Below are 13,516 nucleotides of genomic sequence, written 5' to 3'. Positions count from 1 at the left end.
TGGCTAGGGATCAAGCAAACTGGCTGCATCGGGTGCAGGATCGGGAACCGCAAGGTAGCGTTCGGCTGGAATTTCGATCAGGTCACGCACACGCAGCAGGCCTTTGTCTGCGGAAGTCAGATCTTTGATGGCAGCCCGGACCGCGGTGGCGATTTCTGCCGCGTCCTGACCCTTGGCGGTGATGTAGGGCAGGGCGGGGGTTGGTTCGGTCGCTGCGACCTCCCGCAGCGTTTCGCCAAGCTGTGAATGGTCTTTCAGCAGTTCCCAGGTCAGCGCATCCAACGCGGCATAGTTCGCCCGTTCGCCGGCGACGACGGCTGCCGAATCCGCATGGCTACCGGTTTCCAGCACATCCTTTGGCAGGCGGCTGTGGCGTAACAGATGAACCATTGGGGCAGCCCAACCGGATTGAGACAACCGCTCGTTATAAGCAAAGGTGCCCTCGGCAAGCTGATCCAGATCGCGGGCATCTTCCTTTCTGGCCACAACAATGGATCGGTAATGTCCCGGCGGGCACCCGGCCAAGCCGTAATCCGGTGTGCCCACAAGCTGAACTTTGCCGTGCAGACGGGTGCGATAGGGCATGCCGCAGGTTTGCGAAAAGACAAGATCGGGGCTGTTCCAAACGTCCCAGAAATCCGCACCTCGTGTCAGATGCGTGGGGCCAAAGCCCAGATGAGCCCGAATCAAGGACCAGAATCGGTCATTGGCAGATTGCAGGGCGGGCATGTCGTACATGCCCAGCATGGCGGTCACGACTTGGCCGCTTTCTGACGGGCCAAGGCCGAATCTACGTCGCTGACGCCCAGCAGGCTGACCACCAGACGCAGCAGTGAGTCCTCCTCGCCCGTGCGGTGTCCGTCGGCGAGGGCAACAGACCACATCGCTTGTACCACCGCGAGACGATCATCATAGGGGACGGCCTCTTTGATCGCGCGGGTAAAGCGAACGGTATCGGGGGCCTCGGCCTCGAGGTCCTCTGCACGGGCGCGCAGTCCCGCAGCTTCGAATGGGGACAGGCCATAGCGTTGTGCCGATATCCGGTCGATTCGCGCCATTTCGCTATCGGCATAGTCATTGTCGGACCGGGCGATGCGCACCAGAAGGGCCGTCAGGGCCAAGCGGGCGTCATCATCGGCAAGCGGATCGGGCTGAGGCTGCGTGAGCCGGGACAGAAAATCGCTGAACATGAGTTAGATATAGAAGCGGACTAGGTTTGTTCCAAGCGCGATTGTACCCGCTGACGCGCTTGCTGACTGTCGTTAAAGCTCAGCCCCATTGCGATGCGGGCCTCCTCGACGATCTTCATCTCGCCCTCGTCCGAGTTACCATCCGCCAAAACGACCTCCCACAGCGCATCCAGCGCGGCCAGACGTTCCTGCAGGTCGGTGGTCTCGCGGATCAGCTTGCCGAACGTGTCGGTCTCGGGCGCGGCGGCGTGCAGTTTTTCGCAGGTGGCACGAACCTTCGCAGCTTCGATCGCGTTGTGTTGATAAAGACGCGCAAGAATGCGGTCGATCAAGCTGATTTCTTCAAGCTTGTAGTCCCGATCCGCCTGCGCGACGCGCACCATCAGGGCGCCCAATGCCAATTCGGCATCCGGGTCGGGCAATTGGTCGTGTTGGGGCGGGCGGAAAGCCTGAAGGAATTTTTTCAACATGGCTCGAGGTTATTCCATATTTTGTAGCCCGCCAAGCGCTGACTACCCGTCATAGCCTTGAATGGCCGAATCCTTGCGGTTAACCGCGCAGATCACTGGCCCTGTTGCAGCGCTTGTTTGGCCTGTTCTTGCAGCCACGCCAACATATGGCGATAGGGAACCGGCCCATAGCTGATCCGGGCCACGCCCAATGACGCAAGGGTGGCGGTGTCCGGTGTGCCGGGCAGGGCAATGATATTCACGGGCAAGTCGGTTGAATCGCACAGCCTTGCGATCATGCCCTCATCTTTGAGCCCTGGCGCAAAGAAACCGCTGGCCCCTGCATCTGCATAGGCCTCGGCGCGGGCCATGGCATCATCCAGCATCGCCGTATCATGTGTTTCGGGGGCGGCCTTCAGAAAAATGTCCGTACGCGCATTGATGAATGCAGGGATACCCGCCACATCGCACCCTTCGCGCAGGGCGGCAACGCGTGCGGCCTGGGTCTCGGTATCGTATAGGTCTTTGCTGCCAACAATCTGATCTTCGAAGTTAAAGCCAACCACGCCGGTCTGCAGCGCGGATTGAACATTGGAAATTATTCCCACGGGGCTGTCGGCATAGCCCCCTTCGAAGTCCAGCGAAACAGGCAGATCCACAGCAGCAACGATCCTGCGGGCATTGTCCAGCGCCACGTCCATGGGGATGTTCTGTCCATCGGCAAAGCCCTGTGCCATCGCAACGGGTGCGCTGCCGGTTGCCAATGCCTTAGCCCCCGCATCCCGCACAGCTCCGGCGCTGCCCGCGTCCCAGATATTGTAGAGGATGACCGGATCGCCTTTCTTGTGAAGGCTGGCAAAGGTTTCCGCACGCTGAATCTGATCGGTCATTTGGGACACTCCTGTCGTGATTTGCCCAACAGTAACCACGACACGGCAAGCCCGCGTAGCGTTTTTTGACCTTAAGGCGTCACTTTGAGGTGACGGACAGAAAAGGGCCAGCAGATGCTGGCCCGAATTTCGCGACGTTGCCGTATATCTTAACGCTCAACCTTCGTTGGCCGTGCCAGATACATACCGCGCGCTGAACGCCGATTCACCCAGACGCTTGAGCAGAGACAGCTCGGTCTCCAACCAGGCCTTGTGACCTTCTTCCTCAAGCAGGATGCGCTCGAACAACGTGCGGGATCCGACATCCCCAACCTCGGCCGCTTGCGCTGCGGCCTTGGTGTAGAAATCGATCGCCTCCATCTCGTCTTTCAGGTCAGCGGAAAACATCTCTTTCAGACTATCTGCAGCCTTTGGGCTTTTCTGAAGCTCAAGCTCGGGTGTGCCGCTTAGAAACAGGATGCGTTCGATAAAGGCATCCGAATGCCCCAGCTCTTCCTGCATCTCGCCGCGCATCTTTTCGGCCAGAATATCCAGGCCCCAGTCGTTCAGCACATGCGCGTGCAACTGGTACTGGTGTGCCGCCGTCATTTCCATATGAAGCGCTTGTTGAAGGTTCGTGATCGTTGTCGCGTTGCTCATCGGAAAAACTCCTGAATCTCTGAACTGCATTCAATCTGCACGGCAGGTGGCCTGCCTGTTCAAATAGTTAGGAGGTTACACCCCGCAACACAATGCGGGGTGACAGTCCGACACAGAGAACTTCAGACGAGGCGCGAGGTATCTTTCGCCGCGCGTACAAAGTCGCGGAAAAGGGGATGGGGATCAAACGGTTTGGATTTCAGTTCCGGGTGGTACTGAACACCGATAAACCACGGATGATCCGACCATTCGACGATTTCCGGCAAGCGGCCATCTGGGGACATGCCCGAGAAATTGAGACCGGCTTTTTCCAGCTGCTCGCGGTATTTGATGTCCACCTCATAGCGGTGGCGGTGACGTTCTTCGATATTGGTCCCGCCATAAACCTCGGCCACTTTCGAGCCTTCTGTCAGCACCGCGTCATAGGCACCAAGGCGCATGGTGCCGCCCTTGTCGTCTCCGACTTTGCGTTCGACCTTGTGGTTGCCCTGCACCCATTCTTTCAAGTGATACACAACAGGCTCGAACCGCTTTTTGCCGGCTTCGTGGTCGAACTCTTCGGACCCGGCCTCTTTGATTCCAGCCGCATTTCGAGCTGCTTCGATGACGGCCATTTGCATACCAAGGCAGATGCCCAGATAGGGCACTTTGTGCTCCCGCGCGTATTGTGCGGCTTTGATCTTGCCTTCAGTCCCGCGTTCGCCAAATCCGCCGGGGACAAGGATGGCATGGAAGCCTTCCAGATGCGGGGCTGCGTCTTCTTTGTCGAAAATCTCGGCATCGACCCATTCGACCTTGACCTTGACCCGGTTGGCCATGCCGCCGTGGGTCAGGGCCTCGGCAATAGACTTATATGCGTCTTCCAATTGGGTGTATTTGCCGACGATGGCAACTTTCACTTCGCCTTCGGCGTTGTGGATCCGATCGCTGACGTCTTCCCACTTGGCCAGATCGGGCTTGGGGGCGGGGCTGATCTGGAACGCGTCCAGAACCGCCTGATCCAGACCTTCGCGATGATAGGCCAACGGCGCGTCGTAGATAGTGGAAAGGTCCTGAGCCGCAATCACGCTGTCCGGGCGCACGTTACAGAACAGGGCCAGCTTTTCACGCTCTTTCGCGGGGATCGGACCTTCTGACCGGCAGACCAGAATGTCGGGAGCCAGACCGATGGAACGCAGCTCTTTTACCGAGTGCTGGGTCGGCTTGGTTTTCAACTCGCCGGATGCCTTGATGTAGGGCAGCAGCGTCAGGTGCATAAAGATACACTGACCACGCGGCTTGTCCTGGCTGAACTGACGGATGGCTTCAAAGAAGGGCAGGCCTTCGATGTCACCCACGGTTCCGCCGATCTCACACAGCATGAAATCGACCTCATCCTCGCCAATGGCGATGAAATCCTTGATCTCGTTGGTGACGTGCGGGATCACCTGAATGGTCTTGCCAAGGTAGTCGCCGCGACGTTCTTTCTCGAGCACATTGGAATAAATCCGGCCCGAGCTGACCGAGTCGGTCTTGCGCGCCGCCACCCCGGTGAAACGTTCATAGTGGCCAAGGTCCAGATCGGTCTCGGCCCCGTCATCGGTCACGAAAACTTCGCCATGCTCAAACGGCGACATCGTGCCCGGATCAACGTTCAGATAGGGGTCCAACTTGCGCAGGCGCACCGAATACCCCCGCGCCTGCAACAGCGAACCCAACGCCGCCGAAGCCAGTCCTTTGCCCAAGGACGAAACTACACCACCAGTGATGAAAATAAAACGCGCCATGTTTTCGGCTGCTCCCGTGAGACGTCAAAATCAGCTGCCCGACGGTTCCGAAAAACCGCTGCATCACGGGACTTCACGTATAAAGGATTCGCGCCAATAGCGCAAGAGAACCGCAAGATGCTGTTGCAGTCCTCTGTCAGGTTTCTAGGTTTTGTGGATCAGTTGGCCTGCGGGATCAGCGGCGCGTTGTCGCCCTGCGCCGGAGGCAGCAGATCATCCGCCGATGGAACCGCCGGTGTGCTTTCCTCGGTCGGAGCCGGGGCCGGAACGCCCAAACGGTCAATCACCGAGCTGCCCGAAGATTTCTGAGCGGCCAGAATGGTCAACGTGATCGAGGTCACGATAAAGCACGCAGCAAGGATCCATGTCACTTTCCCCAATGCGGTCGCTGCCGCACGTCCGGTCATTGCACCGCCACCACCGCCACCCATGCCAAGGCCACCGCCTTCGGACCGCTGCATCAGAACAACGGCAATCAGGCCCAAGGCCAGGAGGAGGTGGATGATGAGAACGACGTTTTCCATGGTGTTCCTGTACAGCGTGGCGTGTATCGCGTGGTACTTATGCAAGTTTGCCATCGGGGGCAAGGGAGGAGTTGGCATCAACAACCGTGATGTTTCAGATCACGGCAAAGGGACTGGACAGCAAGGCGCTGCCTCGCGCAGGCTGCGGCCATGCCACATGACGATCACGACCACCCGCACGCCCTGTTGCCGCCCGAACCTGCACTGCGCGTCAAGGCGCTGGAAACGATTCTGATCCGCAAAGGGCTAATCGATCCGGCGGCATTGGATGAAATCATCGACACCTATCAGAATAAGATCGGCCCGCAGAACGGCGCACGCGTTGTCTCCAAAGCCTGGAGTGATCCCGATTTCAAGGCGGCTTTGCTGCAAGACGCCACGTCGGTTGTTGCCGATCTGGGTTATTTCGGGCGCCAGGGCGAACACATGGTTGTTGTCGAAAACACGCCCGAACAGCACAACATGGTCGTGTGCACCTTGTGCAGTTGCTACCCGTGGCCGTTGCTGGGCATTCCTCCGGGTTGGTACAAATCTGATGCCTACCGTGCGCGGGCAGTGCGAGAGCCCCGCAAGGTGCTGGCCGAATTTGGTGTGACATTGCCCGAAACATCGTCGGTTCGGGTTTGGGATTCGACGGCCGAAGTCCGATACCTCGTGCTTCCGATGCGCCCGGTTGGTTCGGATGGCTTGACCGAAGACGAACTGGCGGCGCTTGTCACGCGCGACAGCATGATCGGAACCGGATTGCCAAAGGTGCCGTCATGACCAGAGTGCACGACATGGGAGGGCGCTTTGGCGATGGACCCGTGCACCCCGAACCCGATGACGCCCCGGTCTTTGCTGAAGACTGGCACGCACGGGCGCTTGCCGTGACACTGGCTGCAGGATCCCTTGGCCAATGGAATATCGACGTATCCAGACATGCGCGCGAAAGGCTGTCGCCCAAGGACTACAGCCGGTTTTCATACTACGAAAAGTGGATTTCAGCACTTGCGGACCTTTTGGTCGAAACTGGCGTGCTGACGGATGCGGATCTGCGAGGTGAGACCAGCGGCGACCAACACCCGCTGGCGAGCCGCGCGCTGAAAGCTGAGGCCGTTGCAAAAGTGCTAGCCAGCGGCGGCCCCGCGGATCGCCCCTCAAATGTGCCGGTTAAATTCAAGCCGGGGCAAGAGGTCGTGACCGCCCGTCAGGTCGCCAACCGCCTTGTCGACGGTGGGCATACTCGCTTGCCTATGTATGCCGCCGGGGCAAAAGGGCGTATTCTCATGGTGCATGGAACACATGTACTGCCGGATTCCAGCGCGCATAAGTTGGGCGAGGCACCGGAACCGCTGTACGCCGTGGCCTTCCCGGCATCCGAGCTGTGGGCGACCCCCGAACACCCGCGGGATGAAGTCGTTCTGGATCTCTGGCAAAGCTATCTGGAACCCCTATGAGCATCTCCGATACAGCACCCGAACCGGTTTTCGCCCAACCCTGGCATGCACAGATTTTTGCTGTGACGGTCGCGTTGAATGAGGCCGGGCGAATTGACTGGACGGATTGGGCCGCGCGCTTCTCCGCCACTCTGAAACGCAACGGGCTGCACCGTGAATTGAATGGCGGAGATGACTATTTTGGCGCATGGCTCGAAACGCTCGAGGCGCTTTTGGTGGAACAGGGATCCGCAGCTTCTGATGATGTCAGCAAATTGCGCGACCAGTGGGAAGACGCCTATCTGACCACACCCCACGGACAGCCGGTGCGGCTGGCCAAGGGGTAGGGGGCGCTGCCCCCGCCGCCCGTGCCGGGCGACTCCCCCGGGATATTTTCAGCCAGATGAAGCAGGGATCCGCAACTTCATCTGGCCAAAAATATCCCCGCCGGAGGCATCGTGCGAAGCACGATTATTGCATGCGTCGAATTACCGGTTTCCCTACCGCTTGAGCACCGCTATATGAGCCGAGTTTGATAACTCAGCGCAAAAGGACCGGATATGGCCAATGTGGTTGTTGTCGGAGCCCAGTGGGGTGACGAAGGAAAAGGCAAGATCGTCGACTGGCTCAGCGAGCGGGCAGACGTGATTGCGCGTTTTCAGGGCGGACATAACGCCGGCCATACACTGGTCATCGATGGCGAGGTTTACAAGCTGCATGCACTGCCATCTGGCGTGGTGCGTGGCGGCAAGTTGAGCGTAATCGGCAATGGAGTTGTGCTGGACCCTTGGCACCTGATCAAGGAGATCGCAACGATCCGTGGCCAGGGCGTCGAAATCTCACCTGAGACGCTGATGATTGCGGAAAACACGCCTTTGATCCTGCCAATTCATGGTGAACTGGATCGCGCGCGTGAGGAAGCCGCAAGCAAAGGTACAAAAATCGGAACCACCGGCCGTGGAATCGGCCCCGCCTATGAAGACAAGGTAGGCCGCCGTTCTGTCCGGGTCGCTGATCTAGCGGACGAAGCGACGCTGGAGGCTCGGGTCGATCGGGCTTTGCAGCACCATGATCCGTTGCGCAAGGGCCTGGGGATTGAGCCGGTCGACCGGGACACGCTGATTGCTCAGCTGAAAGAAATCGCTGCAGAAATCCTGCCGTTTGCCGCGCCCGTTTGGAAAGTTTTGAACGAAAAGCGCAAGGCCGGTAAGCGCATCTTGTTCGAAGGTGCTCAGGGCGCGCTTTTGGATATCGATTTCGGGACCTATCCGTTTGTGACCTCATCCAACGTAATCGCTGGCCAAGCATCCACAGGTGTTGGCATCGGACCTGGTTCCATCGATTTTGTTCTTGGCATTGTGAAAGCCTATACAACCCGCGTTGGCGAGGGCCCGTTCCCGACGGAACTGGACGATGACGACGGGCAGCGTCTTGGTGAGCGCGGGCATGAGTTTGGCACGACCACGGGCCGCAAGCGTCGTTGTGGTTGGTTCGACGCCTGTCTTGTACGCCAGACTTGTGCGACCAGCGGTGTGAACGGTATTTCCCTGACCAAGCTGGACGTTTTGGACGGGTTCGAGACGCTGAAGATTTGCGTAGGCTATGAGCTGGACGGTGAACGTCTGGACTATCTGCCCACAGCTGCGGATCAGCAGGCCCGCTGCACGCCGATATACGAAGAGATGCCGGGTTGGAGCGAATCCACCGAGGGTGCGCGCAGCTGGGCGGATCTGCCTGCCAATGCGATCAAATATGTGCGCCGGGTGGAAGAGTTGATCGAATGCCCTGTCGCCCTTCTGTCCACCAGCCCGGAGCGGGATGACACCATTCTGGTGACCGACCCGTTTGCTGACTGATGGCGGAAGAGCAGAAAAAGGGCCTGAGCTATAAGGCGCGCCGTCGCTGGTCACTGGTTCTGTTGCTAGTAGGGCTGCCGCTTTACATCGTGGCCGTCGTGACGGTTGTAAACTGGCTGGACCGGCCGCCAATCTGGCTTGAGCTGTTGGTCTATATCGGCCTGGGTATCGTCTGGGCCCTGCCCTTCAAGTTCGTCTTCAAGGGCGTAGGGCAGGCCGACCCGGACCAGTCGCAGGACTGACCCCGTTTATCCGGCGTCCCGTTCCCGATCTTGGGGCCAACTGAGTATTGCGCGAGCGATCGCGTGATACTCTCCAGATATCTCCTCTGCCAGACTGAACGGGGTTGGCCAGGGGGCGGCCAAGGTGGCCTCGACCTGTCCGGTGATCAGGTTCAAATCCGCTTTATGTTTCATCGCCAGACGGCGCATTTTTTGGTTCGTCGCAAGACACAGCATGTGCACCTCGCGAATTCCGCGATTGCGGGCAGCAGTGATGATCCGGGATAACAGAGCGTCCCCAACGCCCAAATCCTGCCATGCGGGTTCGACGGTAAAGGCAGCTTCTGCCACATAGTTCTGGCTTTCCGGGACGACGTGCAGCTCTGCCATTCCGCGCAGTTGTGAATCCGGAAAGGCACCAAAGACCAAGGCGGCGGTGTCAAACAACTCGGCCAAATAACGCTCGATGAACTCTGGGCTGACCGGGGCACCGAACCGCGATCTGAGAGTGTCAGTGTCCAGGTTGTTGAAATGGCTGACAACCTTGGCTTTGTCGTAAATTCGCAGACGTCGGATCGGTAGTTCATACATGGCGCAGCCTCTGTTTGAACAAGAAAGGGGCAAAGGTTCCCCTTTTGAATTTAGCATTTTTCTGCGCTGCAGCATAGCTGTGGAATGAACTGATTCCATGCCGTGTCTGTTATTCGTGCACCGCGCACAAAAAAGGGGCCGAAGTCTGCCTTCGGCCCCTTTAACTTAGAGTGATGTGTGCGGTTACCCGGCGGCGCGCTCGTCATCGGGGCGGAACCCGATCTGGTTCGATGCCGCGAAACGTCCGCCACCTGCCTTTTCGATTTTGCCGTCGCGCAGCAACTGACCGAACGACCGCAGGCTTTCTTCGCGGTTGAACTCATCCTGCTTGAGAGAGCGGATCTTGTTCATCAGTTGCGGGCGCGAGAACTGCTCCTGACCTTCGATGAACGACAGATAGGCTGCGGCTGCTTCCAGCAGGTCTGGCAGCGACTGCGCGCCTTGCTCTTGTGCAAAGAGAGCAAAGCCACCTTCTTCGTTGGCCTCGTCCTCAGATTGCGCGGTCACGCGGCGAGGGGTAACCGGTCCGGCGTCCTGATCCGGCGTGTCGATGCGCTGCTCCGCGACCAGCTTGAGCGGTGCCGACGTGTCCGACTGAGGGCGCATGCTGGTGACCTGAATCTCGGGACGGCGTGGGCTTACGACCGAAGTCAGATCACCGCGATAGCCGCTTTCTTCGGACGCGTCGTCCTTGGTCTGACCCGCGCGTTCCGCTTCGGTTGCCGCGACGGCAGTACGCAGGTGCGAATAGGTCTCGCGCTGCGTGCTGGTTGCGGGATCGTCCATCTGGCTATCGGCCTTGTCCATCAGACGTGACAGGTCCTGATCCAGCGCTGTCTCGTCCGGCGTATCACCCGACATGATAGCTTCGACTTTCGAGATCTCGCTGAGCACGTTCGCTTCGTCTTCTGCTGTCAGATAGCCTTCTTTGGCGTCATCGGCCTGATCTTCCTCGGCCGCTTCGCCCATGATGTTGACCGGTTCATCTGCGTCGGCAGCGTCCTCAAGGTCGGTGAACAGGGCCGACGGTGCAGGTGCTTCTTCCTCGTCTTCGTACTCTTGATCCAGCGAAAGGGGCTGGGCCTCTTCAACAATTTCCTCTGCTTCCGTTTCAGCAACGGTGTATTCTTCCGTGCTATCCGCGGTGAATTCTGCAGTGGTTTCCTCGACCTCGTCGGCGTCGACTTCGGCAGGCGCCGGTTCTTCGGTGGTTTCGGCCTCAGACGTCTGGGCCAGATCCGTTTCATTCAGCGAACCTGCTTCGAACGCGGCTGCAACCGCATCCATTGGTCCGGCCGACTGGTTCACAAGGCTGGTGTCTTCGTCTTCGGCATACACGACCGAGTTCTCTTCGGAATGAGATACTACAGCACGAATGCGCTGCAGCTTGGCCGCGATGCTGTCTGCCGCCGGCGCGGGGGTCTCATCGACCGGCTCGGCATCAGCAAAAAACGCTTCAGAGCTTTGGGCTGGGGGTGTGGTGTTCAACGGCGATTGCGCAGGTTCCGCTGCGGCCTGTGTCGGCGCGGCTACGGCTGCAGATGCCGGTGCTTCGGCCTGCTGGGTTGCGCGCAACAGCAGCCCGGATTCGTTCTGGCTGGCTTCGACGTGTCTGGATGCGTCGCGTTGGGCGATCCGTGCCAGCATTTCTGCATCGGGTTGTGGTGGTTCAGAACCGAAGTACCGATCATCGGCAGCAAGATCGCGGAAGTATTCTGCGATTGCCTTCATCGTTTCGAATGAATCGTCAAACCCTTCCAAAGTGCAGGAAAAAGTTCCATAGGAAACGGTCAATACCTTGTTGTTCTGTACCATCAGACACACGTCCTCTACAAACTACGAGAGCCAACCAGACTTGTGCAGGCACGCCTATTGGCTCGGAACTCTCTGCATGAACCTATCATTTTGTGGTCTCAATGTGTCCAAATCCGGGAAAAATGATCAATCTTAGAAAAAATCACCCAATTGTACGGTCATTTGAGCCAATTGCACTGGTCGGAGGGGGTGAAATCGGCCCTGATGACCTGAATCTGATGCTGATTCGCGCCAAAACGGTCGTCGCGGCCGACGGGGGCGCTGCGCCCTTGGTGGAATCGGGTCACATCCCGGACGCGGTGATCGGTGATTTTGATTCGTTGCACAGTCGGTACAAAGACATGATCCCTGCGGATCGTTTGTATCCCATACGGGAACAAAACAGCACGGATTTTGACAAAGCCCTGCGCAGCATCGACGCGCCTTTGATTCTGGGTGCCGGGTTTCTGGGGGGACGGCTGGACCATCAACTTGCGGTCCTTAACGCCTTGGTTCAGCGACAGGATCGCCCCTGTATTCTGATCGGAGAGACCGAAGTCGTTTTTCACACGCCACCCCGGATTTCGTTCAAACTTACAGCTGGCGATGTGGTGTCATTGTTTCCCTTTCAGCGGGTAACGGGCAGCAGCAAGGGGTTGGAATGGCCTATCGATGACCTTGTGCTTGAACCGGGGGGGCAGGTGGGCACATCCAACCGTGCGCTTTCCGAGCTTGAACTTGCGGTGGATGGGCCGGGCCTGCTGGTAATGGTGCCGCGATACGCCTTGGATTCTGTCATGCAGGCGTTTCTGTCGGAGCAGACCGGGCGCTGGCCCGCTCGCGTAAAATGACATAAAGGCCTGCTGCGACGGTGATGGCGATGCCCGCCGCGGCCAAGCCGTTTGGCAGATCGTGAAAGATCAGCCATCCAAACAGCGTGGCCACGGGGATCTCAAGATATTGCATTGGTGCAAGTGTGGCGGACGGCGCATAGCGCAGGGACCACGTCATGAACAGATGCGCGACGGTCCCCAGAACGCCGATCCCGATCAGCAACAGGTGGCTTTCGCTTGGTGGTATGATGAATGACATCGCCCAGACGTCCCCGAGCGTTCCCAGCGCCAGAACAGGCAACAGCAGAACCGTGGCCATCACACCGGACACCGCCTGCAACGCGATCGGGTCGGTTTCCTTGGCGATTTGCCGGGTCACCAGCATGAACAGGGAAAAGACCACGGCCACGACCAGCGGCAACAAGGCTGCCGCGCCGACCTGAACAAAGCTTGGCTGGATGACCAGAAGGGTGCCGATGAACCCAACAAGGCAGGCAATCAGGCGGCGAAATCCGACTTCTTCGCCCAGTACGTACCTGCCAAGCAACAGCATGATGAAGGGCATCACAAAGGCGATTGCCACTGCGTCCGCCAGCGGCAGGAATTGCAGTGCGCTGAACATTGCAGCAATGCCAAGGATATGGAGGACGGTTCGTATGAAGGTCAGCCGCAGGATGCGCCCCCGCATACGCCATGGCCGACCGGTCAGCGCCACCAGCGGGATCAGCAGCAGCGCCTGAACGGCAAAACGGATGAAAACCAGAACGCCCACCGGCATCGTCTCGCCCAACAGCTTGGCGATAGAGTCGCCCAGCGGAGCAAGCACACAGAAACCAAGCATCAAGATGATGCCAAAGACAGGGCGATCCTGAGTCATAGGGCGACGCTAGGACTTTTGAGCCCCGTTTGAAAGCATCTAAGGAAGAGGCTGCACCTTGGTGTAGTCCGGCCCAATGCAAACGGGCAGGTCATCGCCCAGTTTCAGCCAGTCCAGTCTCTCTTCGTGCGCGACGTGCAGGGTGGGCTGTAACTGGTTGGGGTCGATCAGCGTGGCGACATACAAGTGCAGCACATCTGACATGGATTGCGACCGGAACGAGATGGGTGTGCCGCAATGCGGGCAAAAGCTGCGTTCGACACCGGGGGACGAGTTGAAGATCTTGGGCGCCTCACCGGTCCAGCGCCATTGCCCGTCGCGCACGCCGAAATAGGCCGTCATCGGCGCGGCGCATTGTCGGCGGCAACTGTCGCAGTGACAGGTCACGCAGGACAGGACCGGAGGATCAACCTCGTACCGGATGGTTCCGCACAGGCAGTGTCCTTGCATCGCTGTCCTCCTTCTAAC

At 58.8% G+C, this 13,516-nt stretch carries 17 protein-coding genes; 6 read left to right on the top strand and 11 right to left on the bottom strand.

Annotated features, from left to right (window positions below; genetic code table 11):
* Nucleotides 1-3: 3 nt before the first annotated feature.
* The 7 genes from J7416_RS10510 to secG all read right to left on the bottom strand — a co-directional run bounded on the left by J7416_RS10510 (nucleotide 4) and on the right by secG (nucleotide 5,458).
* Nucleotides 4-747, bottom strand: coding sequence for a PhnD/SsuA/transferrin family substrate-binding protein (locus J7416_RS10510; RefSeq protein WP_209225074.1), 744 nt, complete (start codon nucleotides 745-747; stop codon nucleotides 4-6).
* Nucleotides 748-752: 5 nt separating this feature from the next.
* Complete coding sequence (locus tag J7416_RS10505) at nucleotides 753-1,190, bottom strand: TerB family tellurite resistance protein (RefSeq protein ID WP_209224726.1); 438 nt, start codon at nucleotides 1,188-1,190, stop codon at nucleotides 753-755.
* A 20-nt stretch (nucleotides 1,191-1,210) separates the two neighbouring features.
* On the bottom strand, nucleotides 1,211-1,660 hold the full coding sequence (locus J7416_RS10500) for a TerB family tellurite resistance protein (RefSeq protein ID WP_209224725.1): 450 nt from the start codon (nucleotides 1,658-1,660) through the stop codon (nucleotides 1,211-1,213).
* Between the two features lie 92 nt (nucleotides 1,661-1,752).
* Nucleotides 1,753-2,529: an isocitrate lyase/phosphoenolpyruvate mutase family protein gene (locus J7416_RS10495; protein WP_209224724.1), complete on the bottom strand. Its 777-nt coding sequence runs from the start codon at nucleotides 2,527-2,529 to the stop codon at nucleotides 1,753-1,755.
* Nucleotides 2,530-2,685: 156 nt separating this feature from the next.
* Nucleotides 2,686-3,168: a bacterioferritin gene (locus J7416_RS10490; RefSeq protein ID WP_209224723.1), complete on the bottom strand. Its 483-nt coding sequence runs from the start codon at nucleotides 3,166-3,168 to the stop codon at nucleotides 2,686-2,688.
* A 122-nt stretch (nucleotides 3,169-3,290) separates the two neighbouring features.
* Nucleotides 3,291-4,934 carry a CTP synthase gene (locus tag J7416_RS10485; RefSeq protein WP_209224722.1) on the bottom strand — a complete coding sequence of 548 codons (1,644 nt, stop codon included), beginning with the start codon at nucleotides 4,932-4,934 and terminating at the stop codon, nucleotides 3,291-3,293.
* 158 nt (nucleotides 4,935-5,092) lie between these two features.
* The gene (gene secG / locus J7416_RS10480) at nucleotides 5,093-5,458 is read right to left on the bottom strand and encodes a preprotein translocase subunit SecG (protein ID WP_170464308.1); all 366 of its coding nucleotides are present in this window, start codon (nucleotides 5,456-5,458) and stop codon (nucleotides 5,093-5,095) included.
* Nucleotides 5,459-5,608: 150 nt separating this feature from the next.
* Between secG and nthA the strand changes: the two genes are divergently transcribed.
* The 5 genes from nthA to J7416_RS10455 all read left to right on the top strand — a co-directional run bounded on the left by nthA (nucleotide 5,609) and on the right by J7416_RS10455 (nucleotide 8,974).
* Entirely contained in the window at nucleotides 5,609-6,223 is a 615-nt protein-coding gene (gene nthA / locus J7416_RS10475) for a nitrile hydratase subunit alpha (RefSeq protein WP_209224721.1), read from the top strand.
* Nucleotides 6,220-6,897, top strand: a complete 678-nt coding sequence (nthB, locus tag J7416_RS10470; protein WP_209224720.1) for a nitrile hydratase subunit beta — start codon at nucleotides 6,220-6,222, stop codon at nucleotides 6,895-6,897. Before nthA ends, nthB begins: the two co-directional genes overlap by 4 nt.
* The gene (locus J7416_RS10465; RefSeq protein WP_209224719.1) at nucleotides 6,894-7,223 is read left to right on the top strand and encodes a nitrile hydratase accessory protein; all 330 of its coding nucleotides are present in this window, start codon (nucleotides 6,894-6,896) and stop codon (nucleotides 7,221-7,223) included. Before nthB ends, J7416_RS10465 begins: the two co-directional genes overlap by 4 nt.
* A 213-nt stretch (nucleotides 7,224-7,436) precedes the next feature.
* Nucleotides 7,437-8,732 carry an adenylosuccinate synthase gene (locus J7416_RS10460; RefSeq protein ID WP_209224718.1) on the top strand — a complete coding sequence of 432 codons (1,296 nt, stop codon included), beginning with the start codon at nucleotides 7,437-7,439 and terminating at the stop codon, nucleotides 8,730-8,732.
* The gene (locus J7416_RS10455; RefSeq protein WP_170421992.1) at nucleotides 8,732-8,974 is read left to right on the top strand and encodes a DUF2842 domain-containing protein; all 243 of its coding nucleotides are present in this window, start codon (nucleotides 8,732-8,734) and stop codon (nucleotides 8,972-8,974) included. The genes J7416_RS10460 and J7416_RS10455 overlap by 1 nt, the downstream gene beginning before the upstream one ends.
* Nucleotides 8,975-8,980: 6 nt before the next feature.
* Here the strand turns inward: J7416_RS10455 and J7416_RS10450 are convergent, their stop codons facing one another.
* Together J7416_RS10450 and J7416_RS10445 are read right to left on the bottom strand one after the other, a co-directional pair.
* Nucleotides 8,981-9,544, bottom strand: a complete 564-nt coding sequence (locus J7416_RS10450) for a GNAT family N-acetyltransferase (RefSeq protein WP_209224717.1) — start codon at nucleotides 9,542-9,544, stop codon at nucleotides 8,981-8,983.
* A 183-nt stretch (nucleotides 9,545-9,727) separates the two neighbouring features.
* Nucleotides 9,728-11,359: a hypothetical protein gene (locus J7416_RS10445; RefSeq protein WP_209224716.1), complete on the bottom strand. Its 1,632-nt coding sequence runs from the start codon at nucleotides 11,357-11,359 to the stop codon at nucleotides 9,728-9,730.
* 122 nt (nucleotides 11,360-11,481) lie between these two features.
* Here J7416_RS10445 and J7416_RS10440 point away from each other — a divergent pair, with 122 nt between their 5' ends.
* On the top strand, nucleotides 11,482-12,189 hold the full coding sequence (locus tag J7416_RS10440) for a thiamine diphosphokinase (RefSeq protein WP_209224715.1): 708 nt from the start codon (nucleotides 11,482-11,484) through the stop codon (nucleotides 12,187-12,189).
* On the opposite strand, the gene J7416_RS10435 is transcribed toward J7416_RS10440, so the two are convergent.
* Together J7416_RS10435 and J7416_RS10430 are read right to left on the bottom strand one after the other, a co-directional pair.
* A complete protein-coding gene (locus J7416_RS10435) occupies nucleotides 12,134-13,048 on the bottom strand; it encodes a DMT family transporter (RefSeq protein ID WP_209224714.1) in 915 nt (304 codons plus the stop codon). The genes J7416_RS10440 and J7416_RS10435 overlap by 56 nt on opposite strands.
* Nucleotides 13,049-13,087: 39 nt before the next feature.
* Nucleotides 13,088-13,498, bottom strand: coding sequence for a GFA family protein (locus J7416_RS10430; protein WP_209224713.1), 411 nt, complete (start codon nucleotides 13,496-13,498; stop codon nucleotides 13,088-13,090).
* Between the last annotated feature and the right edge of the window lie 18 nt (nucleotides 13,499-13,516).

This window comes from Ruegeria sp. R14_0 (genome assembly GCF_017743975.1).
Classification (GTDB): Bacteria; Pseudomonadota; Alphaproteobacteria; order Rhodobacterales; family Rhodobacteraceae; genus Ruegeria.
Note: the sequence above shows the minus strand (reverse complement) of the source record. Positions and strands in the feature narration are given on the sequence as shown.

Excerpts from the sequence above, each read along its gene's own strand:
- J7416_RS10455 (WP_170421992.1), top strand. The coding sequence starts at position 8,732 with ATGGCGGAAGAGCAGAAAAAGGGCCTGAGCTATAAGGCGCGCCGTCGC.
- J7416_RS10435 (WP_209224714.1), bottom strand. The coding sequence starts at position 13,048 with ATGACTCAGGATCGCCCTGTCTTTGGCATCATCTTGATGCTTGGTTTC.
- secG (WP_170464308.1), bottom strand. The coding sequence starts at position 5,458 with ATGGAAAACGTCGTTCTCATCATCCACCTCCTCCTGGCCTTGGGCCTG.
- J7416_RS10500 (WP_209224725.1), bottom strand. The coding sequence starts at position 1,660 with ATGTTGAAAAAATTCCTTCAGGCTTTCCGCCCGCCCCAACACGACCAA.
- nthB (WP_209224720.1), top strand. The coding sequence starts at position 6,220 with ATGACCAGAGTGCACGACATGGGAGGGCGCTTTGGCGATGGACCCGTG.
- J7416_RS10440 (WP_209224715.1), top strand. The coding sequence starts at position 11,482 with ATGATCAATCTTAGAAAAAATCACCCAATTGTACGGTCATTTGAGCCA.
- J7416_RS10465 (WP_209224719.1), top strand. The coding sequence starts at position 6,894 with ATGAGCATCTCCGATACAGCACCCGAACCGGTTTTCGCCCAACCCTGG.
- J7416_RS10495 (WP_209224724.1), bottom strand. The coding sequence starts at position 2,529 with ATGACCGATCAGATTCAGCGTGCGGAAACCTTTGCCAGCCTTCACAAG.
- J7416_RS10460 (WP_209224718.1), top strand. The coding sequence starts at position 7,437 with ATGGCCAATGTGGTTGTTGTCGGAGCCCAGTGGGGTGACGAAGGAAAA.
- J7416_RS10485 (WP_209224722.1), bottom strand. The coding sequence starts at position 4,934 with ATGGCGCGTTTTATTTTCATCACTGGTGGTGTAGTTTCGTCCTTGGGC.
- J7416_RS10510 (WP_209225074.1), bottom strand. The coding sequence starts at position 747 with ATGCTGGGCATGTACGACATGCCCGCCCTGCAATCTGCCAATGACCGA.
- J7416_RS10445 (WP_209224716.1), bottom strand. The coding sequence starts at position 11,359 with ATGGTACAGAACAACAAGGTATTGACCGTTTCCTATGGAACTTTTTCC.
- J7416_RS10505 (WP_209224726.1), bottom strand. The coding sequence starts at position 1,190 with ATGTTCAGCGATTTTCTGTCCCGGCTCACGCAGCCTCAGCCCGATCCG.
- nthA (WP_209224721.1), top strand. The coding sequence starts at position 5,609 with ATGCCACATGACGATCACGACCACCCGCACGCCCTGTTGCCGCCCGAA.
- J7416_RS10450 (WP_209224717.1), bottom strand. The coding sequence starts at position 9,544 with ATGTATGAACTACCGATCCGACGTCTGCGAATTTACGACAAAGCCAAG.
- J7416_RS10490 (WP_209224723.1), bottom strand. The coding sequence starts at position 3,168 with ATGAGCAACGCGACAACGATCACGAACCTTCAACAAGCGCTTCATATG.
- J7416_RS10430 (WP_209224713.1), bottom strand. The coding sequence starts at position 13,498 with ATGCAAGGACACTGCCTGTGCGGAACCATCCGGTACGAGGTTGATCCT.